This is a genomic window from Priestia sp. FSL W8-0001 (genome assembly GCF_038050335.1).
Classification (GTDB): domain Bacteria; phylum Bacillota; class Bacilli; order Bacillales; family Bacillaceae_H; genus Priestia; species Priestia flexa.
On the sequence record NZ_JBBPAL010000001.1, the window covers coordinates 645,513 to 665,685 of the forward strand.

A 20,173-nucleotide genomic window follows, 5' to 3' on the forward strand; every position below is an offset into this window, starting at 1 on the left:
AAATGGAGGAATCACCAATGACAATTAAATTTACGAATAAATCCGAAGCTCTTCAAAATGCAAAGACGAAGTTAACAGCTGCTCTTTCAAGTGAAAATAGCACAGAGCAAGAACAAACAGAAGCGTTTCAAAACTATTTTGATGCGCTGCAGCAAGAAGTAGCATCAAATATCAGTAAGCAAGTAAATAGCGAAATGCTAGATCGTTCAATTTTACAACAACGTGGCCAAAATGTTTTAACATCCGAGGAAACAAAGTTTTTTAATGCAGTTGTGCAAGACGGCGGATTCAAAGATGATTCTATTCTTCCAGAAACAACACAAGAGCGTATTTTTGAAGAACTAGTAACGGAACACCCTTTACTTGGTGCGCTTGGACTACAAGACTTAGGAGCTGTTACAAAGTTCATTTATTCAGATGCAACAAAAGCTTATGCTTGGGGCGAGTTGTTTGGAGATATCCGTGGGCAAGTCAATGCAGCATTTAGAGAAGAATCTATTGGTCAACTTAAATTAACAGCTTTTGCTGCTATTCCAAACGATATGTTAGAGTTGGGGCCAGTTTGGGTGGAACGTTTTGTTCGTACGGTTTTAATTGAATCGTACACAGTAGGTTTAGAGTTCGGTTTTGTAAATGGCGGTGGAGCTGTTGTTAGTCAACCAGTAGGATTAATGAAAAATGTTGACCCTACTACGGGTGCCATTACAACGAAAGAATCTTCTGGAACATTAACGTTTGCTCCTTCTCAATATGGCGAAACAGTAGCTGGCGAGCTGTATGAAGTGGTAAAAGCTCTTTCCACAAATGCAAAAGGAAAAGCTCGAAAAGTATTAAACAAAATTGTAATGGTTGTCAATCCAATTGATGCAATTGGTGTACAAGCACGAAATACCATTCAAACTGCTAATGGTCAGTGGGTAATGGCTTTACCGTATAACATTCAAGTCGTTGAGTCAGAAGAGGTACCGGTTGGTAAAGCGGTATTCTTTGTGAAAGGTGAATACTTAGCAGCTATTGCTGGTGGATATAAACTTAAAAAGTTCGACCAAACGTTAGCCATTGAAGATGCAACCTTGTACACAATTAAGCAATTTGCAAACGGAAAGCCGAAAGATAACAAAACAGCATTGGTGTATGATCTTAATATTTCATTCGATACGACACCAGCTGTATAAGGTATGAGGTGATGTAATTGGCCATCACAAATGAAATTCTAATGGAATTTAAAGAACGAAATCGACTAGGGAATCATGAGGATGCGAATTTAACGCGCATCCTTTCTGCTTCCGTTACAGCTTTAAAAAGAGTTTGTGGTGATTATGATATTGAACAAGACGAAGAGTTTAAGGAGCTTGTATTTGAGCGCTCTCGTTACGTTTACAATGATGCTTTAGAATACTTTAACGATAATTTCTTAACCGAGATTAATAGTTTAAGTGTTGATAAGGTGCTAGAAACAATGACATTGGAAGATGGTGAAGAGAATGCGTGAGTTTAAATACAAGCCACCACGTCTTCATAACGGAGAGTTACGGACACCTATTCTTTTTTATAGAAATAAACCGAATGTTGGCCCACTACCAGGAGAGTCAAAGGATGAAGAGGTCTTTCGTACATTTGGAAAAGTCGACCGTGTATGGCTAAAAGACTTAGAAATGGCCAAAGCAAACGGTACATTATCAGATGTCACCATTACCATTCGAGATCCATTGACTGAATACCGTCCATCTAATTTGCACTATATTGCGATTGACGAAATCGATTATCAAAATATCAAATACAACATTAAAAGTGTACAACCCAACCTTCAAGATAGGCGGTTTATTGATATTGTCGCAGGAGTGGCAAATGTATGAGTGTGAAGGTTACAGGCCTTAACCAGCTATTAAGTACCTTAGAGAAAAAATATGGACCGGCAGCTGTCCAACGTATCAGTGACCAGGCATTAAAAGAAGGAGCCAAAGCCTTTGTTCGTGAGTTAAAGCTGCAGTTTGAATTGTTTAAAGATACAGGAGGCTCCATCGAAGAGATTACCATATCGAAGCCAATGACGATTGCGGGTGCACGAACGATTAAAGTTCATTGGCGTGGCCCAAAAGGAAGGTATCGTATTATCCACTTAAATGAGTGGGGAACGGTTAAAAATCCTAACCCAAAAGGTAAAGGAGCTATTGCCAGAGCATTACGCAATGCTGAAAAAGCGTATCAAGCAGCGCTACTCAATGCAGTAAGGAGAGGATTGTAGTGCTTTATCAACTATACGATGCATTGCTAACAAGTCCTCTTATTCAGCAAAAGGTTGAGAATCGTATTAAGTTTTATGAGTATCCACCCACTGACAACATGGAGGGTGTATATATTGTCATTGATCCATTAGCAACACCGCGTCCCGGTGATTATGCGGATAATAAGCCGATGACTGATGAATATTTCTATCAAATTGAGGTCTGGTCACAATCTTTAGAGGATACACAGCGTGTAGCAAAAGAAGTACGAATCATTATGACAGAGGTAGTCGGTTTTTCTCCATATGGAGATGGGATAGATGAATATGAACCAGAAACAGCCATTTTTCGCGATGCCAGACGCTATATAGGCAAAGAATACATTGTTGAGATATAAAAGGAGTGGAATAAATGGTTACAAAAAAGAATTATAAATCATTCACTGGTTTAACAGAGTTTCATTACGGTGTATTAAATGAAGATGAAACAGGAATTGTAGAAACTTCACCCGAACGAATTGAATTCGCTCAAGAGATTTCAGTTGATACGCCACAAGAAATTACAAGAGCCTCTGGAGATAATAAAACAGCCGAATTGGCAGTGGCTAATGGGCCTATTTCTGTTGTGACGTCCTTTCATAAAGTGCCAATGGAGGATAAAATAAAAATCTTGGGGTTAAAGAAGGTTGGAAGTGGTGTAGCTTATACACCGAATATGACACCGCCTCACGTGGCTTGTGCGTTCGCTCGAACAGCTGAGGATGGTGGGACAGAATGGTTAGGGTTTGCAAAGGGGCTCTTCACGATGTCTTCTATTTCTGGTAAGTCAAAAGAAGATGGATCTATTGAGTTTTCAAAAGATGAAGTAAATGGCGAATTCATGCCAAGAAAAGTAGATGGCATCGAGGATGAAGATGAAGGAACAATGTTTGTTTTTTATGATGCGAAAGGGTCAACAACGAACAGAGATTTCTTATTCAATTTAATCTTTGGTAAACCTCATCCAGATGCAACACCTGAAGTATAAGGGAGGAATTGATGATGAGCAAAGTAAAGTATGAAGTCGTACAAAAGTTCAAAGATGTTCAAGATAACGGGAAAGTTTATCAAAGAGGAGACCGTTACCCAAAGCCTCTAAATAAAAAAGTAAGTGAAGAACGATTGAATGAGTTAGCTTCTACGAGCAATAAGTTAGGACAACCCGTTATTAAAGTCATTGGAGAATAGTCAAAGCTATTCTCTTTTTTATATAAAAAATAAAAACGTAAAGGATGGATACACAATGGCAAATTTAAAACGAAATACAATTGAGCTTGTAACCGATGTGAAAGAAGGAGAAATTATCACAGAAACCTTTCTGACACCACCATTTATTCCGTTATCGGTAGTCTATCAAGCAATGGATTTAGCTGCTGAGATGCAAAAAGTGAAAGCCGATAATGAAAAAGAATTGATTGATAAACTTGTAGATTTTGTCGCAAATGAAGTGTATAAAGGGAAATTCACGAAACAAAATCTGATTGACGGTTTACATGCACCACAAGCTGTTGAAACACTTCAAGCTCAAATTGCGTTCATTGCACGAGGTCAACAAACAGATGAAACAAAAAAGTTTTTGGCGAAGAAGAACTGAGTGATGAAGATTTCACATTGGAAAAGCAAAAGGATTACTTAGATAAATTAGTCCGTTCCCTCATGAAAGAAGGAAAAGACATCAACGAAGTATTAAATATGCCTTATCACTTTGTGTTAGACCTATTGGAAGAACAAAACAAGCCGCAACGAGGAAACTCTTTCTTCGAATTAATCTAACCTTATCTATAAAACAGTTCATGCCATGAAGACTTTCTATGTTTAGAGAGTCTTTTTTTATTGGCTTTATGAAGGGAGGGTGAACAATGGAAAGAGTTGAAGGTCTTGCGATAGGACTGAATTTAGACACCTTACAACTTGAGCGAGGATTAACTGGTTTAAAAGACAAACTAAAAACCGTAGATAGCGAAATGAAGGCCAACCTTTCCGCGTTTGATCGTGGTGATAAGTCGATTGAAAAATATGAAACGCGTGTCCAAGGTCTTAATAAAAAACTAGAAGTGCATAAACGTGTTGTCCAACAGGCGAAAGTTGAATATGAAAAGATGGTTCAAGAGCATGGAGAGGGTTCTAAACAAGCCGAAGCTGCAGCACGAACCTATAACAACCAAGCTGCCTCTTTAAACAACTTACAACGCTCTGTTACCCGTGCCGAAGCAGGCTTATTTGACTTAAAAGAAGAACAGCGACTGGCAACAAGCAATTGGGCTAAGTTCGGTCAAGAAACAGAAAAAGCAGGAGAAAAGCTGAACGGATTTGGTAGAAGTTTAACAGACATTGGTCAATCTATGAGTATGAGCATTACTGCTCCTGTACTTGGTGCGTTTGCAGCTGTTACGAAAGGAACAGAAGAACTGCGTGGGGATTTGGCTAAATTAGATGCGAATGCCTTTAGTTCAGGGTTTAATGTGGATGTCATGCGGAAAGAGTTAGAGAAAATCAATGCCATTGCACCAGATGTGAATGCGAATGTAGAAGGTCTTTCGAACTTAATGGCGACACCGTTTAGTGAACAAGGCCTTTCACAAGCTGTTGATTTATTATCTGGTGCTTCCATTAAATTCTCTGAAACACTTAAATTTGAGGGATTAGCTGATGGGTTACAAGAAACATTAGCAACCGGTGCAGCAATTGGGCCTTTTGCGGAGTTGCTTGAGCGTTCTGGCATTAACCTTGATACGTTTAACGCTGGTTTAACGGATGCCATTAAAAACGGAACAGAAGAGCAGTATGTGTTAAAAACGCTAGCTGATACAGGGCTTGGTGGTTTGAATGAAGAGTTCCGAAAAAACAACGAAGGATTGGTGGAGTCACGACAAGCTTCTATGCAGTTCCAGCAGTCCATTGCTGAGCTAGGGACGACGCTCACTCCAATTGCGACAGAAATCACACAAGGCATTACAGGTGTTGTCGATAAATTTAACAGCTTAGATAGTAGCACGCAAAATACCATTCTTGCATTTGCAGGAATAGCTGCTGTTATGGGGCCTGTTATCACATTTGGTGGCATGTTTACGATGATGCTGAGCAACATTGTATCGGGGATGGCTCCTGTCATAAGTAATATCTCAAAAGCTGGTGGTCTCTTAAAATGGTTACGGTTAGGTTTTACCGCCTTAACAGGACCAGTAGGTCTCACAATTGGAATAATCACGCTACTTGCCACCGGATTTATCGGACTCTATAAAAACTCAGAGACCTTTAGGAATGGTGTTACATCACTAGGATCCAAATTACAAGAGTTTGGCCAAAATGTGCTAAGTTTTCTAGCGCCAGCTATTGAGTCGGTAAAACAGTTTTTTCTTGAACAGTTTTCGGTGATTAAGCAATTTTGGCAGGACAACTCTTCGACAATTATTCAAGCACTCTCGAATGTAGGAATGATGGCGTCAAAAATCTTTCAAGGGATTTCTTCTGTCATCCAGTTTATCATGCCATTTATACTTGGAATCATCAAATCTGTTTGGGGGAATATCCAAGGAGTTATTTCCGGTTCACTAAATGTCTTGATGGGCCTAGTCAAAGTTTTTTCGGGTCTTTTCACTGGCGATTTCCGAAAAATGTGGGAAGGACTGAAACAGATTTTCTCTGGAGCCATTCAATTTATTTGGAACTTCATTCAACTAAACATGTTTGGGAAAATCCTTTCTTTTGGAAAAGTGTTTGCATCCAGCTTTAAAAATGTCTTTTCGGGCTTATGGACAAACGTAAAAACGATTTTTTCAACAGGCGTATCGAACGTGAAAAACTTCGCTGTTAATGGATTTAATAGTATGAAATCCAGTGTCGGTACTATCATGACCAATATGAAAACATCAGTATCCAAAGTATTTACGGATATTGTTGATGGAGCAAAAGCTCTTCCTGGAAAAATTGGTGATGGAATCAAGTCGATGGCTGGAAAAGTCGTCAGTGGCATTACTTCACTGAAAAACAAAATGGCCGAAACGCTTGGCGAAGGCGTCAATGGAGCCATTGGTGGTGTGAACTGGGTTTTAAAGAAAATTAATGTGAAGGAGCTTCCTCTTTGGCCGATTCCGCAATATGCCAAAGGGACAAATGGGCACCCCGGAGGACTTGCGGTACTAGGTGATGGGAAAATGAAAGAATTATTTGTGACACCTAGTGGCTATATGGGGCTGTCTCCAGACCGAGATACCTTAATGAACTTACCTAAAGGTACACACGTCTTTTCTGGACCACAAACAAAACAGTTGATGGATGAAGGTACGATACCTCAATATTCTGGAGGTACAGTTGGAAAGTGGTTTAAGAAGAAGGGACAACAACTTTCAGCTGGTGCTGGTAAATTGAAAGACAAAGCCGTTGATACGGCTCAAGCTGGTGCTCAAAAGGTGAAAGATGTAGCGCTTGATGTATGGTCATACCTTGATAATCCAAAAGAATTGATGAAACAGGTATTCGCAAAGTTTATTCCAAAGTTACCAAACATCGGTGGAGCATTTAATGATGTCATTGGCGGATCAGTGAAGAAGGTTAAAAGTGACTTTGTGGATTATATCAAGAAGAAAATGAAAGACTTAAATCCATTTGGTGGCGGAGCCAGTCCTAGTGGTAAGGGAGCAAAAGCATGGCGACCGGCTATTTTAGCAGCTGCAGCACGAATGAATGAATCTGTATCCGAAAAAGAGGTACAAGGTATTATTGCTCAGATTCACAGGGAGTCCGGTGGTAACGAGAAGATTGTTCAATCATCGGCTGTATGGGATATTAACACAGCCAACGGAAACCCAGCTCGTGGATTACTGCAGCACATTCCACAAACCTTTAATGCTTACAAGATGAAAGGACATGGGAATATCTATAGCGGATATGACCAACTCTTAGCATTTTTCAATAATACACGTTGGAGAACGGACCTTCCTTATGGAAAACGAGGCTGGGGACCTAGGGGAAAACGCAAATACAAAAACGGCACAAATTTTCATGTTGGTGGAAGTGCAATGTTGGGCGATGGGTGGGAGTATGAACCATTCTTGCTTCCAGATGGACGTTTAGGCCTTAGTCCCGATGTACCAACTGTTTTTAATAACTTACCTGCAGGTACAAAAGTATGGTCGAACATTCAAGACTTTGTGCAATCGACAAACCAAAGTCAAAAAACAGATGCCATGAAGTTACTTGCGTTAGTTGGGAAAAAGCTTGAGCAACAATCTTCTGCACCATCAAATAACGCTCAAACAAGCAACTATCAGCAATTAACAGACCATCCGTTCATTCAAAAGATTTTAGCTGTTTTGGAAGAACAAAGTGAGATTCTAAAAGCTATCGCAATGAAAGATCCAATTATCTCAGTTCTATTAAATAATAAAGAAGTAGCCAAAGCCATTTTTAAAGACGTAACAAAACTCCAGGATGAACACAAAGACATCAAGAGACGATTTAAGGGGTGATTTGTATAGGAATGATGTTTAATGGTGAACGTAAACCCTATCTAAAGGTATTGAAAGGAAGGGAGCGTCCGGCTTGGGCGCCTCTGAAACGAAATTTATTAACAGTTCCGAATCGACCAGGTGCACTTCCTAAAAGCACCGATGTCGAACCTAGACCACTAGCTGTTCCTATTGTCATTAAAGGAGTAGATTTAGCAGACTTGCAAAAAATCAAAGAGGACTTAGCCGCATGGCTTGTGACGGATGAGCCATGTCCTTTGATTTTTGACGATGAACCAGACCGTATTTATTACGCTTACGTTGACCAAAGTATTGATTTTGAGGAAATCGTAAAGCTAGGGATGGGAACGCTGAATTTTATTTGTCCAGATCCTTATAAATACTCAAGTGTTTCTAAATATCAGCATTCCATCATTTCTGAAGGTATGTCACTTGTTACACCTTTAAATAAAGGGACAGTCAAAGTAAAGCCTATCTTTGAGATACAAGTTGACAATGACTATACACATATTGATATTTCAAATGGTGATCAAATTAATCGTATTGGTCGGATTGTGAATCTTGAAGAGTATGCTGCAGCTCGTGAAGAACTGATTTTAAATGATAAGTTAACCACAGCACTTGGTTGGGCCAAAACAGAAGGGTCAGTTAATATCGATGGACGAGCTACGGGTGACATGAAATCAGACGGTTATCGATTTATCGCTGAAAACTTCGGAACTATGTCAGAGGGCTGGCATGGGCCTTTTTATAAAAAGACATTAGGCCAAACCTTAACGGACTTTCGATTAGAGGCAATACTTGAGCTATTAAATACAGGAGAGGACAAGTTTGGGAAGGTTGAAGTGTATCTCTTAGATAACAACAACCTTCCTGTTTGTTCAGTCACTATAAAAGATGTTGATTCCGCAGGGAAGCGCATTTATGCGAATGTTCGACTAGGTGGCGGTGACATTGGCTTTAAAGATGTCATTAGTACACATGGTGAACAAGAGAGCACTTTTTGGAACTTCTACGGTATGCTTCGAATTGAAAAAGTAGGAGAACGATGGACAGGCTATGTAGCTAAAATTAATAAAGAGACAGGTCAACACACAGCTCGTGCATTTGAATTGTTTCATGATCGTGAAAACCAGTTTTTACGACAACCAACCCAAATTGGCATTTATATTGCACAATACGGCACCCGAAAGGTGCCTTCTTTGCGTGCGGATGATGTTCGAGTCTATAAAATGAATTCGTTAACGGAAAATCAAATTCCGTATGTTGTGCGTGCTGGTGATGTTGTAACCTTTGATCATCAAAGTGAAAACATTTTAATTAATGGCGAGTCACGTATGGATTTAAAAGCGTTTGGCGGTGAGTTTTTCCACCTTGAACGCGGTGATAATGTCATTGTGACAAGTCCAGCACTACCAACAAAAGCCATGTGGAGGGAGCGATTTAGATGATTCATGTGTTAAACAGCCAATCAGATCATATCGTTGCCTTTTTAAGTTATGGCTTAGAAGCAGCTACACACACAAGAAACAGTAATTTAGAAGAAGTTCTCACCTTTTCCTGGCCAGCTATTGATGAAAAGGCAGCTTTTATCCTGCAGCGCAACAGAGCTGTCATTGAGGATGAGGACGGCCAATATCGAGAGTTTATTATTGATGCTGCAGAAAAAGACGGTGATGTACTAGAAGTTACAGCAACCGCCTCTTATTTAGATTTAAAGAAAGCCAAAGCCATTGCACCTATTACCTTAACGGGCCAAACAGCAGCGACAGCTACCTCGTATGTATTAGCCGGCACAGAATGGGAGCCCGGGGTTATTGAGCATGCTGGTGTGCGGAAGGTTGTCTTTGATAAGCACATTAATCCTTATCTAGCTTTACAACAACTTGCCTCAGAGTTTGGTTTAGAGCTTGTGTTTCGTGTTGAAATTAGTGGCAACCGCATTGTTCGTCGTGTTGTTGATTTAGTGACTCGTGTTGGGCGTTTTAAAGGGAAAGAAATTGTCTTCGGTAAAGACCTACTAGGGCTAGTTCGAAAAGAAAAGTCAGATGAGATTGTCACAGCACTTTTATGTCTTGGGCCAGAAAAAGAAGACGGTACGCGTATAACGACGACTGTCGAAGATGAAGAAGCACGGCAACGCTGGGGGCGTAATAACCAGCATCTATGGGACATTTATGAGCCGGAGTCTTCTGACCAAGATATGACGGTTGAACGGCTCAAATCGCTCGGTGAAACTGCTTTAAAAAAACGCATTAATAGTGTTGTAGAATATGAGATTTCACAAGGTGATTTAGAGTCTATTCCTGGTTATGAACATGAGCAATTTCGCTTTGGTGATACGGTCCGTATTAAAGACCTTCACTATAAGCCCCCTTTGTATATGGAAGCACGTACGATATCTGTTGAACGTGATTTACTAGATCCATCTGAAAAAGAGCATGTTCTTGGTGAATTCATCGAATACACTGAGCGTGACGTATTAGCCGAATTTGATGATTTTAAGAAGAATATGCGTATACGTATTATCAAACAACCAACGCCTCCACAGGGGGCTTACAACGTTCTCTGGGTGGATACCTCACGACCAGTTCATGTGTTGCATACATGGGATGGGGTGCAATGGCGCAAAGTCACGCCAACAGAAGCCAGTGAGGTCGGTGCTGAAACGCCTCAAGGTGCTCAAGAGAAAGCAGATAACAGTCGTGATGAAGCAAAAGAGTACACGGATGGTAAAGTGGTTGAAATTGGAGAAACCATTGAACAGGTTCAACAAGACGTATTTAACCGAGAACGTGTGATTAAAAGGCAACCGACTGAACCTGTTAATCCTCTATACGGAGACTTATGGGTGGATACAAGTGATCCATTACAACCCATGTACATGTGGAATGGCACAGAATGGCGTGCACTTGGTCCAACAAATGCAGATGAAATGGGTGCAGTCCTAAAAGAAGAATACGAGCAAAAGGTTCAAGAAATCATTGCGGATCTAGCCAATAAGGTACCAAATGAAAATTACTCTTCAACAGTCCAAGAGATTATGAGTTCACTAAATGGAAAAGCTGGTTTAGAGTATGTGAACGGTCAACTTTCTTCAAAAGTAAATGCAGGAACCGTTTATACCAAAACAGAAGTTGACAACGCATTGAATAGCCGTGTATTAAAGACCACTTATGAAACAGACAAAACGGGTATTGTGCAGCGTTTAGACAGTAGTGAAAACCGGTTAACAGTTAATGAAAAAGAGATTGGGTTACGTGCAAAGCAACAGGCTTTAGATACTGTGTCCCAACGTGTAACATCAGCTGAACAAGCTATCGTGTTGCAAGATGGAAAAATTGAGCTCATGGTAGAAAAAGAAACATTTAACAACCTAAAAGGAACAGTTGAGAGCTATGGTACACGTATTACACAGGCAGAAAGCAATATCAACCTAAAAGCAGAAAAGACAGCTTTAACTACAACCAATCAGAACGTTTCAAACGCTTTGCAGTCCATTACAAATCTTCAGACGGAAATCGACTTAGCATATGAACAAATTGCGTTACGAGCGAAACAAACCGACTTTAACACATTGTCAAATCAAGTTTCTAGTCACCAAGCTCAATTAACCGTACACGCTAATGAAATTGCTTCAAGAGTGACACAAGATCAATTTAATGCTCTTTCGATTGGTGTACGTAACCTGGTCTTAAACTCGACTTTTAACAAAGGTTGGGATAATTGGACAGGTGTAAGTGGCGGGTTTTCTATTGTGAGCGCTGAGGCAGATAAGCCTTTAAGTAAGATAGCAAAAGTTACTGCTTCGGGACTTTCAACAATCTCTATAAAGTCAGCTTATGCAAACACTTTCCTTGCGAAGAAGGGTGATACTATTACAGTATCAATGGATATAAAGGTTAATGACTTTAATCAATATGATGAAAAGAAGCCTTTTATATTCGAGTTATTAGATATTAATAGAAACCGTGTTGAATATAAAGATGTTTCGCTAACTGATATGAATATTACTTCATTGCCTAACAATGAATGGGTTAGGGTTGTATATGTTCATAAAGTCCAAAATAGCTCTGTTGTTTACGGTAGAGTAAGATTGTCTTTATTTAAAAATGGAACAGTATTTTACCGAGAAATTAAAGCGGAATATGGAAATAAAAACACTAGCTGGACAGAAGCTCCAGAAGATGTTGACGAAAAGATTAATGGCTTAGATGGACGTATCTCGACAGCAGAAACAACTATCAGCCAAACAGCTACTGAGATTAAGAGTCTTGCAAAAAAGAGTGAATTAGATACTGTAAGTGGTCGCCTGGATACAGCAGAGAGCACGATTAGCCAGCAAGCTGCAGCTATTGCTCAACGTGTAACATCATCTACATTCACACAAGAAATTACAAATACGAAATCGTATGCTGACAGTAGCGCTCAAACAAAGGCAAACACGGCAGAAACAAACGCCAAAAATCATGCGAATACAAAAGCTAGTACAGCCGAAGCAAATGCCAAAAGTTACACAGACGGAAAAATCAACACAGTAAATACAAGGCTTACAAGTGCAGAGAGTTTAATTACTCAACAAGCCAATGAAATTGCTTCGAGAGTAACGAAAACCGAATTTGAGAGTCTTTCTATTGGTGGTCGTAACATTGTCAAAGGGACTTCAAATGAATTTAAAACAGCAACCTTTGGTGGATGGGACTATTACTTTACTGATCAGCTACTACACTGGTCAAAAGGTGACGTAATAACGGGGAGAATCTATTTAAAACCAGGTAAATATGAAGCATCCATTATGATTCATATAAGATATACAAATGGAACATACAATCAATATCGAGGCAATGTTATTGCAGCTGGCTCAGAGGGTTATTCAATAGTAACCCTAACAATACCTAATCGAGACGATATTTCTTATATTCAATACTCAATTAGGCATAGTTCTGGGTCAAACCCATCAAATACTGTTCAATATAAAGAGGCTAAGATAGAAAAAGGAAGTAGACCGACAGACTGGACACCAGCTCCAGAAGATATAGATGCACAAATCAATAGCGTAAGTGCAAGGGTATCGACAGCAGAATCAACTATCACACAACAAGCTGGTTTAATCGCTCAAAAGGTTTCTACAACTGATTTTAATGGCAATACCATTGCCTCTAAATTAGTTCAGACATCTTCGGCTTTAGATTTAATTGCTCAAAATTTAAATTTAACCGGATTAGTGACGTTCAGCACGTTTAATAGTGATGTCCAAAGTAAAATTACTGCTGGAACAACAGCTAAGTCTACGCTTGACTCAAAAGCAAGTATCTGGGATGCGAAAGAAACCACAAGCGGAGCGCAAACGAAAGCGGATGCTGCTAGAAATAGTGCAATTGCTGCAGCTGCAAGTGATGCATCCACAAAAGCTAGTAATGCAGAAGCAAATGCTAAGAATTATGCCAGTTCAGCTGTTAGTACAGTGAACGATTGGCGAGTAAGTGGTAAAACCACGATAAATGGTGGAAAGATTGAAACTAATACAATTACTGTACGTCAAATTGCTGTTGGAGATTTTACGAATTTGTGGCCTAATCAGAACTTAGATCCTAAAATCGGCAGTTTTGGTTTGCCAGCTATTATGAATGATACACATAACTATTATTCCATTCCTCTTAGTAGTCGTGACCACATTGCTCATGATATACCTATACACATGATAGCTGGTGATGAGTTTTTAATTACAGCAGATGTGTATCGATATAAAGGTAGTAGAAGCTTGCAAGCTGGTTTTTGGGAAGGAAAACCCGATGGGAGTAATACTTCCAGTCCATGGCGAATGAATTCATGGGAAACACCTGCTCCTTATCAGCAATGGACTTCTGTGGCATGGCATCATAAAGTAACGGATTCCACGACATTTCAAGGGAAACCATACTTTCAAATTGACCAACCCTCCAGTGGTGGAGATACAGGCTATATGATTCAAAATATAAAAATCATTCGCAAACACACTGGAAAAATGGTGGTTAACGGTACAATCTCAGCCGAAAAATTAAACGTTAATAATCTTTCTTCAATTTCTGCTAACTTAGGGGTTGTAACAGCTGGAGAACTACGAAGTGTTATCATCCGAGCGTCTACCTTTGATACCTTGAGTGGGAGTGTTATTAATATTGGCAGTGGTGGTGCTGGTATTGATTTATATGACGGTTCATTCCGTCTAAAACAATCAGCTGGACATTATTACTCGATTAACAACTCAGGCCAGCATATCTTCTGGCAGGGGTCAGATCCATTTATTCGTATTCAGAAAACACAAGACTCTGATTCTAACCCTGCTGTTCAAGGGGCCAGAGCGCAGCTTGTCTTTTTAAAAGACCGAACGGCTGTATATGCTCGTAATGCAGCCAATACGGATTATGCTGATTTTGCTGCGAATGAGTTCCGAGCGATTGGAAAGTATGTCAGCATTGTGAATGGTAATTTAGAGTCTACAACAGGCTATATAGCTGTCACAGCAGCTACTGAAAACACAGGCTCTACACAGCATATTTATTTGCGTCCGAGTGGTTCGGGTAGTGTGCACGTACTTAGAAATACAAGTTTTAACATTGATAGTAGTAGTCCAGATTACCGACCAATTATTGTGCAAACAGTGGGTACACGTTCAACGTCTCTTTCAAAGACGAATATTCGAGAAGTAGATTTCAAAGCAACCTCTTTGTTAAAAGATGTGGACGTACATGAATACCACACTATTTCTGATGTCGTTGGTGGTAATTACTTTGATAAGAAAATAGGGTTCATCACGGAAATGACACCTGCTCTTATGAAGTTTGAAAACAACATTGATTTGTATACAACACTGGCTCTTGTGTGGAAACAAAACCAAGAACAGCAAGAGGAAATTGAACGATTAGAAAAAGAGAAAAACGATATACACGATGTGTTAGGTGTCTTAATCCAAGAAATTGACGCATTAAAAAAAGCTGTTTCTGCAGCATAAAGGAGTCCCTTGTAGGGGCTCTTTTTTATACCCATAAACGAAAAAAGGTGGAATTTAATCATGGAACAAAACCAAACAAATCAAACACAAGCGGTACAAGTTAATTCTGATTTAATCATTCAGCAATACCAAGAAGAACAGTTTCGCTTGAATACAGAGTTAATGAAGTACAAAGCGTACTCTCGACAGCTAGAAGGAACTGTTATCCAACTAGATCAAGAAGTAAAAGCTGCAGAAGAGCGTCACCAGAATCAAGTGAAAGAAACAAATAAATTCAAAGATCAGTTAAAAAAGCAGCAAACAAATAATCGTAACAATACAAAACAACATGGCCAATCCAAGCGCTAAATAAATGTGTTTGAATGCGTCTATAACTATGCTGATGACGTTAAACTGCATAAGACCTAATCAAGGTGGAATGCAACAATGGAAGTACAAGTGAAAATGATTAACGGATTAAACTTTGAAACGATTATCGAGGAGTATAACACACAAATTTTAGCCGAAACATTAAACAATCAAGAGTATTCAATGGTCATTATTGGTGACGTTATTGCACAACGTTATTCAGTTGTTCGCGTTATGACAAAAGTAGAGAATCCAGAGGCGAATGTTGAGATTACGTTAAACGATAATACGGTTATCAAAGTGTATGTAGAAAATTATAACCCTCTAGACGTCTTACAAAGCATTAATAGCGCTGGTGGTGGAATGGTGGCTATTGGTGAAGCTGTGTTACAAGCTTCTCAAATTGTGCGGATTATGCGTATTAAACAAACAACAGTAGTTTAATAGATAACAAATAAAAAGAGGGGCTATTGCCTCTCTTTATTTTTATAAAAGGGTGGGGTAATTATGTTTGAAGAGCAAGTTTGGAATACACTTCTTCAAAATGGGCCATTTGCAGCATTATTTATTTGGTTATTATTTAAGGTTACAAAGGAATCAAAAGAGCGTGAAGATCGTTTAATGAGTCATGTGGAGCGTACCACAGATACGTTGCAACGTATTGAACAAAGTGTGACAGGTATGCAAGATGAGATTAAAGATATTCGTGAACAAATAGAAGGTCAATAAGTCACTGTCTCTGCAGTGGCTTTTTATATACCTAAAAACAAGGAGGAGAAAGAGAATGACTTATAAATTTCAACAGTTACCACAATTGGTTGATAAGCGAGGAAAACTACCAAGCAAAGGTTCTTACAATAAACGTGCGAAAGGGGTTAAATCCATTACAACTCGTGTGTGGCACCATTCTTTAACAAAGTTATCTGCAGGTGGCTCAAACATTGTTGCCTTTGCTAACTTCCACGTTGGAACAAACGGCTGGCCAGAAATTGCATATCACCTAATTATTGATCCAAAAACAATCATCAATGGAAAAGCTGCTATTTATTATTGTGTGGACATCAGCAAACGAAGCTATCATGTGGGGAACAGCAACACAATTGGTCTTGGTATTTGTGTAATTGGAGACTACCGTACAGATAAACTAAGCCAAGAAACAATTGCATCTATTACTGATTTGCGAAATACCTTAATTAAAGACGGCATCGGTAAATATGATAAGTCTCACAATGAAATGCCAGGTTACAGTTGGAAAGCATGTTGTGTATATGACTATAACAAAGCATTTAAAGATATTTTAGAAACAATTGCACCTGGAGCAACTCAAAAGCCTTCATCGCCACCAGATTTATATACAATTCAAGAAGGAGATACATTTTGGTCAATTGCTGAAAAAGATGGACCGGCAGGAATTACAGTCGATGATTTAATTGTTGCTAATCCTGGTGTAGCGCCAATTAAATTAAAAGTTGGTCAAACAATTAAGCTCGGACAAGCGCAGTATTGTTACACACCGAAACCAGGAACTCTTAAACAGCCACAATCTACTTATCGATACCCATTACCTTCAGGAGTACTTAAAAAGTGCGCACGGGGAGAATCTGTACGTCAATTACAAGCAGCTTTAGCTGCAGTTCACTTCTATCCAAATAAAAATGCAAAAAATAATGGTGTTGATGGCATCTATGGTAATGACACAGAAGATGCAGTAAGACGTTTTCAAAGCGTTTATGTACTTGGACAAATAGATGGAATTTATGGGCCGAGGACGAAAAGTAAATTACAAGCTGTTTTAAAATCAAACGGTCAATAAAAAAGTTTTAATTATCTATTTTGTTTTAACAATATATTTTTATGCTCTTTATTTAATTTTAAAAGATGTTGAACATTTGGTTATAGTAGAAAAAATATAATAATAGGAATTTATTTCTATAAATATTGTAAAATAAACTAATATATTGTATTGTTTACTTGTATTAACATTATAATCTAATATAGAAAAGGGGATTTTATGAAACGTTTTAAAATGTTAATGTTTTTGTCAGTTTTTGGTGCTATCTTTGCTGTATCAAGTATTTCTGCTAATGCGAGCGAAGTTTCTACAGATGAAGGTGATTTAGAAATTTTATTTAGTGAAGAGGTAGAAAGCGAAATTGAAGAAAATATGGAACCTGTTAGCATAGAAAATCCAACCTCAACATATGTTACTGAAGATGGTATAGTGGTTGAGAGAACATTAACTGTAGAAGATGTCGAACCAGATTCAAATCAATTCACTACTTTCAGTTCTCTTTATAGGGAAGTAAATATTGGTTATACAGATAAGCGAATGTTAAATACAATTAGCCAAGCAACTCTTAAGGGGCAATGGACCGTAGGACTAGATAGATATCAAACTTCAGCAACCATTAAAAAATGGAACTATTATAACATATCTATAACTAATGGTAAGTATACAAACAAAAAAACGACAATTCCGAAGCCAAAAGGAAATCCAGCACAAGCTGTTGGAACTGCCACAATGACTTCAGCTAATACTCCAACATCTAATACCCATGATACGCGTTGGACAGTTAATATTAAGCCAAATGGATCTGTAACATCTAGTTTTATAAAATAAAAGCAGGTGATTAGCTATGGCAGATTTTATTTATAACAATTTTTTTTTAGTAATTATTGTTTTGATTGTTCTATTAATTATTGTATTTAAAATTCGAAAAAATTAAACAGTAAGTTGGAGTATAAGAAAATATGGAATTTCACAGAATTTATTATCTTTTCGTTAAGTATATTTATTAGTGAAGTTGTTGTTCTATTGTTACCTCTTATGACAATGGGAAAGGAAATTCACTACAATATGCATTTACCTGGACAAGTAGATGGTGTGTATGGACCTAACACAAAGTCCAAACTACAGGCGGTGTTAAAATCTAAGATTATTATATGAATAAAAAAGAAATCTCCCCTCTTGCAATTAAGGAAAGTCATGATATAATGATGATAATATATGAATTGGGCTAGTTATAGCTAGGGGAAAACCTTCTAATTTTGAATTAGGAGGTTTTTTTCTTTTGGTTATCAGATTATAACTATTGATCATGAAATTATACCGTAGTATAATTGAAAGAAAAAACGAATATAGGTGATTTCATGGAGAGGCCCTTTAGAACTTTAGACGAGCAGATTAAAATTTTAATAGGTAGAAAGTTAGTTATTGATGACATTGAAGGAGCCAAATTTCTATTAACTAAGCATGGCTATTATTCTATCATTAATGGTTATAAAGATATTTTCCTTAAAGTAAAAACAAGCCTTACAGAAGATGATTGTTTTAAAGAAAATGTTAATTTTAATGAAATCATTAACCTTTATCGCTTTGATGTAGAAGTAAGAAATTCGATTTTATCAGCTTTAGAGAACATTGAAAGCACACTTCAAACTAACATTGCTTATATTCTTTCAGACAAATACGGAGATAAGCAACAAGATTATCTTCGTCCATCTAACTTTAGACTAGGACAACGAACTAGGAATGGTCGGATGCAAAGAGATGTATTATTAGAAAATTTAAAAGCTATATGTATTAAAGATCAGCATCCAATGAAACATTACCGTACTCGTTATGGTAATGTTCCTCCTTGGATTTTAGTTAAGGGTTTAACCTTTGGAAATATAATTTATATATATAAATTCACTAGTGTCGCATTAAAATAATTCAACGCTTTATAAAAATCTAAATTTTCAGTAATTTTATCTTTGCATAAAAAAGCCTTTATAATGGTTGGGCGGTACTAAACCATCCAAATCCAAAATAAAGGACAATAAGCATGGATAAGTTTACACGAAAAACATCATTTGAACAATGGTTTTCACCGATTTTCTCCACAAAACTCGAGGAATTGGTTGAAAGCTATCAATTAAATTACTATACAAAGAAGCTACACATTGCGTCATTCTTGAAATTGTTCGTATTCGCTCAGCTCAATGAAACCGAGAGTCTGCGTGCAGTCAGTGAGACATTATTTTCTGACGACCTTCAAAAAGCGACGCATTTAGAAGCGATTAGCTTTTCGCAGCTCGGACGCCGATTAAATCAAGTGCCGACTGAAGTGTTCCAACAGGTATTTTTGGATTTAGTTGCCCAAATTCACGAGAAATCACATTATGAGCAGCGCCGAGAAACGACAACACCACTGAAAATTATCGACTCGAGTACGTTGCCATTGAACTTGAAAAACCATAAGTGGGCTGAATTCCGTAAAACAAAGTCGGGCATCAAGCTTCATTTACGTCTTGTTTACGCAGAAAAAGGCTGTTCCTATCCAGATAAAGCGGTGCTGACAAACGCGAAAGAACATGATCGTGGTCAGCTGGAAGTACTCGTTGACGACAAAGAATGCATGTACGTCTTTGACCGGGGTTACTTGGATTATGAACGATTTGACCGCATGACAGACGATGGGTATGTCTTTGTGTCACGCTTACGAAAAAACGCTGTCATGCGTGTAATCGAGCCATTTAAACTGCCTGAAGACTCGCTTGTGTTTTCAGATGAAATGGTTTTGATTGGTACACCACAAAACCGTGCAGAAAACGCTTTTCGCCTCATCAAAGTGCTCGATTCAAAAGGAAACGAACTGCATCTGATCACGAATCGATTTGATTTAAGCGCTGACGAAATCGCTGAGTTATATAAGTCGCGCTGGGCAATCGAGCTATTTTTTAAATGGCTGAAGCAGCACTTGACTATTAAAAAGTTCTACGCACAAAGCGAACAAGGCGTGCATAATCAGGTGTACATCGCGATGATTGTCTATTGCCTGCATGTACTGGCACAACTGAACACGAATAGTTCGAGAACGTACTTACAAATTAGTCGTTTACTGAAGGCAGCTCCATGGAAATCCGCTCACTTATGGCTACGAAAAATCGCAGGAAAAGCGGTCCCATAAAGGGTTTCCCGCCTCTGTCACACTCGTCAACAGTTATAGTAAAAAAATGGATGTTTACTACCTCTGTTCAAGAGTATTCGTTTTTCTTTATAAAAGGAAAAATAAGAAAACAGAAAATTCGGTTAAAATTTATGCGACGCTAGTGATATAA

General features: G+C 38.4%; 19 protein-coding genes. All 19 read left to right on the forward strand.

Going from position 1 to position 20,173, the window contains the following annotated elements:
* The first annotated feature begins 17 nt into the window (after positions 1-17).
* Complete coding sequence (locus MKZ18_RS03530; protein WP_061785160.1) at positions 18-1,175, forward strand: phage major capsid protein; 1,158 nt, start codon at positions 18-20, stop codon at positions 1,173-1,175.
* Positions 1,176-1,216: 41 nt separating this feature from the next.
* The gene (locus MKZ18_RS03535) at positions 1,217-1,492 is read left to right on the forward strand and encodes a hypothetical protein (protein ID WP_061785174.1); all 276 of its coding nucleotides are present in this window, start codon (positions 1,217-1,219) and stop codon (positions 1,490-1,492) included.
* Positions 1,485-1,856: a hypothetical protein gene (locus MKZ18_RS03540; protein ID WP_061785161.1), complete on the forward strand. Its 372-nt coding sequence runs from the start codon at positions 1,485-1,487 to the stop codon at positions 1,854-1,856. The genes MKZ18_RS03535 and MKZ18_RS03540 overlap by 8 nt, the downstream gene beginning before the upstream one ends.
* On the forward strand, positions 1,853-2,245 hold the full coding sequence (locus MKZ18_RS03545; protein WP_061785162.1) for a hypothetical protein: 393 nt from the start codon (positions 1,853-1,855) through the stop codon (positions 2,243-2,245). Before MKZ18_RS03540 ends, MKZ18_RS03545 begins: the two co-directional genes overlap by 4 nt.
* On the forward strand, positions 2,245-2,622 hold the full coding sequence (locus MKZ18_RS03550; protein ID WP_061785163.1) for a hypothetical protein: 378 nt from the start codon (positions 2,245-2,247) through the stop codon (positions 2,620-2,622). Before MKZ18_RS03545 ends, MKZ18_RS03550 begins: the two co-directional genes overlap by 1 nt.
* A gap of 14 nt (positions 2,623-2,636) precedes the next feature.
* A complete protein-coding gene (locus tag MKZ18_RS03555; RefSeq protein ID WP_061785164.1) occupies positions 2,637-3,251 on the forward strand; it encodes a major tail protein in 615 nt (204 codons plus the stop codon).
* Between the two features lie 11 nt (positions 3,252-3,262).
* Positions 3,263-3,451, forward strand: a complete 189-nt coding sequence (locus tag MKZ18_RS03560; RefSeq protein WP_313958285.1) for a hypothetical protein — start codon at positions 3,263-3,265, stop codon at positions 3,449-3,451.
* Between the two features lie 55 nt (positions 3,452-3,506).
* Positions 3,507-3,857: a phage tail assembly chaperone G gene (gene gpG / locus MKZ18_RS03565; RefSeq protein WP_025906991.1), complete on the forward strand. Its 351-nt coding sequence runs from the start codon at positions 3,507-3,509 to the stop codon at positions 3,855-3,857.
* A gap of 17 nt (positions 3,858-3,874) precedes the next feature.
* A complete protein-coding gene (gpGT, locus tag MKZ18_RS03570; RefSeq protein WP_153301196.1) occupies positions 3,875-4,036 on the forward strand; it encodes a phage tail assembly chaperone GT in 162 nt (53 codons plus the stop codon).
* An 86-nt stretch (positions 4,037-4,122) separates the two neighbouring features.
* A complete protein-coding gene (locus MKZ18_RS03575) occupies positions 4,123-7,731 on the forward strand; it encodes a hypothetical protein (RefSeq protein ID WP_341344493.1) in 3,609 nt (1,202 codons plus the stop codon).
* A gap of 11 nt (positions 7,732-7,742) precedes the next feature.
* Positions 7,743-9,182: a distal tail protein Dit gene (locus tag MKZ18_RS03580; RefSeq protein ID WP_061785167.1), complete on the forward strand. Its 1,440-nt coding sequence runs from the start codon at positions 7,743-7,745 to the stop codon at positions 9,180-9,182.
* Positions 9,179-14,722 carry a phage tail spike protein gene (locus MKZ18_RS03585; RefSeq protein ID WP_061785168.1) on the forward strand — a complete coding sequence of 1,848 codons (5,544 nt, stop codon included), beginning with the start codon at positions 9,179-9,181 and terminating at the stop codon, positions 14,720-14,722. Before MKZ18_RS03580 ends, MKZ18_RS03585 begins: the two co-directional genes overlap by 4 nt.
* Positions 14,723-14,782: 60 nt before the next feature.
* Positions 14,783-15,070 (forward strand): hypothetical protein, encoded by a 288-nt coding sequence (locus MKZ18_RS03590; protein WP_061785169.1) that lies wholly within the window; start codon positions 14,783-14,785, stop codon positions 15,068-15,070.
* A 78-nt stretch (positions 15,071-15,148) separates the two neighbouring features.
* Positions 15,149-15,514: a hypothetical protein gene (locus MKZ18_RS03595; protein WP_341344494.1), complete on the forward strand. Its 366-nt coding sequence runs from the start codon at positions 15,149-15,151 to the stop codon at positions 15,512-15,514.
* Between the two features lie 63 nt (positions 15,515-15,577).
* Complete coding sequence (locus MKZ18_RS03600) at positions 15,578-15,799, forward strand: BhlA/UviB family holin-like peptide (RefSeq protein ID WP_025906981.1); 222 nt, start codon at positions 15,578-15,580, stop codon at positions 15,797-15,799.
* Positions 15,800-15,854: 55 nt separating this feature from the next.
* Positions 15,855-16,883 carry a peptidoglycan-binding protein gene (locus MKZ18_RS03605; RefSeq protein WP_061785171.1) on the forward strand — a complete coding sequence of 343 codons (1,029 nt, stop codon included), beginning with the start codon at positions 15,855-15,857 and terminating at the stop codon, positions 16,881-16,883.
* Positions 16,884-17,081: 198 nt separating this feature from the next.
* Entirely contained in the window at positions 17,082-17,690 is a 609-nt protein-coding gene (locus MKZ18_RS03610) for a hypothetical protein (protein WP_061785172.1), read from the forward strand.
* Positions 17,691-18,220: 530 nt separating this feature from the next.
* Positions 18,221-18,784: an Abi family protein gene (locus tag MKZ18_RS03615; protein ID WP_340842933.1), complete on the forward strand. Its 564-nt coding sequence runs from the start codon at positions 18,221-18,223 to the stop codon at positions 18,782-18,784.
* Positions 18,785-18,897: 113 nt separating this feature from the next.
* Positions 18,898-20,022 (forward strand): IS4-like element IS4Bsu1 family transposase, encoded by a 1,125-nt coding sequence (locus MKZ18_RS03620; RefSeq protein WP_341344495.1) that lies wholly within the window; start codon positions 18,898-18,900, stop codon positions 20,020-20,022.
* Positions 20,023-20,173 lie beyond the last annotated feature (151 nt).

Bases quoted from the DNA above. Each gene is read 5' to 3' on its own strand.
- MKZ18_RS03600 (WP_025906981.1), top strand. From the start codon at position 15,578: ATGTTTGAAGAGCAAGTTTGGAATACACTTCTTCAAAATGGGCCATTT.
- gpG (WP_025906991.1), top strand. From the start codon at position 3,507: ATGGCAAATTTAAAACGAAATACAATTGAGCTTGTAACCGATGTGAAA.
- MKZ18_RS03575 (WP_341344493.1), top strand. From the start codon at position 4,123: ATGGAAAGAGTTGAAGGTCTTGCGATAGGACTGAATTTAGACACCTTA.
- MKZ18_RS03595 (WP_341344494.1), top strand. From the start codon at position 15,149: ATGGAAGTACAAGTGAAAATGATTAACGGATTAAACTTTGAAACGATT.
- MKZ18_RS03530 (WP_061785160.1), top strand. From the start codon at position 18: ATGACAATTAAATTTACGAATAAATCCGAAGCTCTTCAAAATGCAAAG.
- MKZ18_RS03620 (WP_341344495.1), top strand. From the start codon at position 18,898: ATGGATAAGTTTACACGAAAAACATCATTTGAACAATGGTTTTCACCG.
- MKZ18_RS03580 (WP_061785167.1), top strand. From the start codon at position 7,743: ATGATGTTTAATGGTGAACGTAAACCCTATCTAAAGGTATTGAAAGGA.
- MKZ18_RS03610 (WP_061785172.1), top strand. From the start codon at position 17,082: ATGAAACGTTTTAAAATGTTAATGTTTTTGTCAGTTTTTGGTGCTATC.
- MKZ18_RS03555 (WP_061785164.1), top strand. From the start codon at position 2,637: ATGGTTACAAAAAAGAATTATAAATCATTCACTGGTTTAACAGAGTTT.
- MKZ18_RS03615 (WP_340842933.1), top strand. From the start codon at position 18,221: ATGGAGAGGCCCTTTAGAACTTTAGACGAGCAGATTAAAATTTTAATA.
- MKZ18_RS03590 (WP_061785169.1), top strand. From the start codon at position 14,783: ATGGAACAAAACCAAACAAATCAAACACAAGCGGTACAAGTTAATTCT.
- MKZ18_RS03540 (WP_061785161.1), top strand. From the start codon at position 1,485: ATGCGTGAGTTTAAATACAAGCCACCACGTCTTCATAACGGAGAGTTA.
- MKZ18_RS03605 (WP_061785171.1), top strand. From the start codon at position 15,855: ATGACTTATAAATTTCAACAGTTACCACAATTGGTTGATAAGCGAGGA.
- MKZ18_RS03585 (WP_061785168.1), top strand. From the start codon at position 9,179: ATGATTCATGTGTTAAACAGCCAATCAGATCATATCGTTGCCTTTTTA.
- MKZ18_RS03535 (WP_061785174.1), top strand. From the start codon at position 1,217: ATGGAATTTAAAGAACGAAATCGACTAGGGAATCATGAGGATGCGAAT.
- MKZ18_RS03545 (WP_061785162.1), top strand. From the start codon at position 1,853: ATGAGTGTGAAGGTTACAGGCCTTAACCAGCTATTAAGTACCTTAGAG.
- MKZ18_RS03560 (WP_313958285.1), top strand. From the start codon at position 3,263: ATGATGAGCAAAGTAAAGTATGAAGTCGTACAAAAGTTCAAAGATGTT.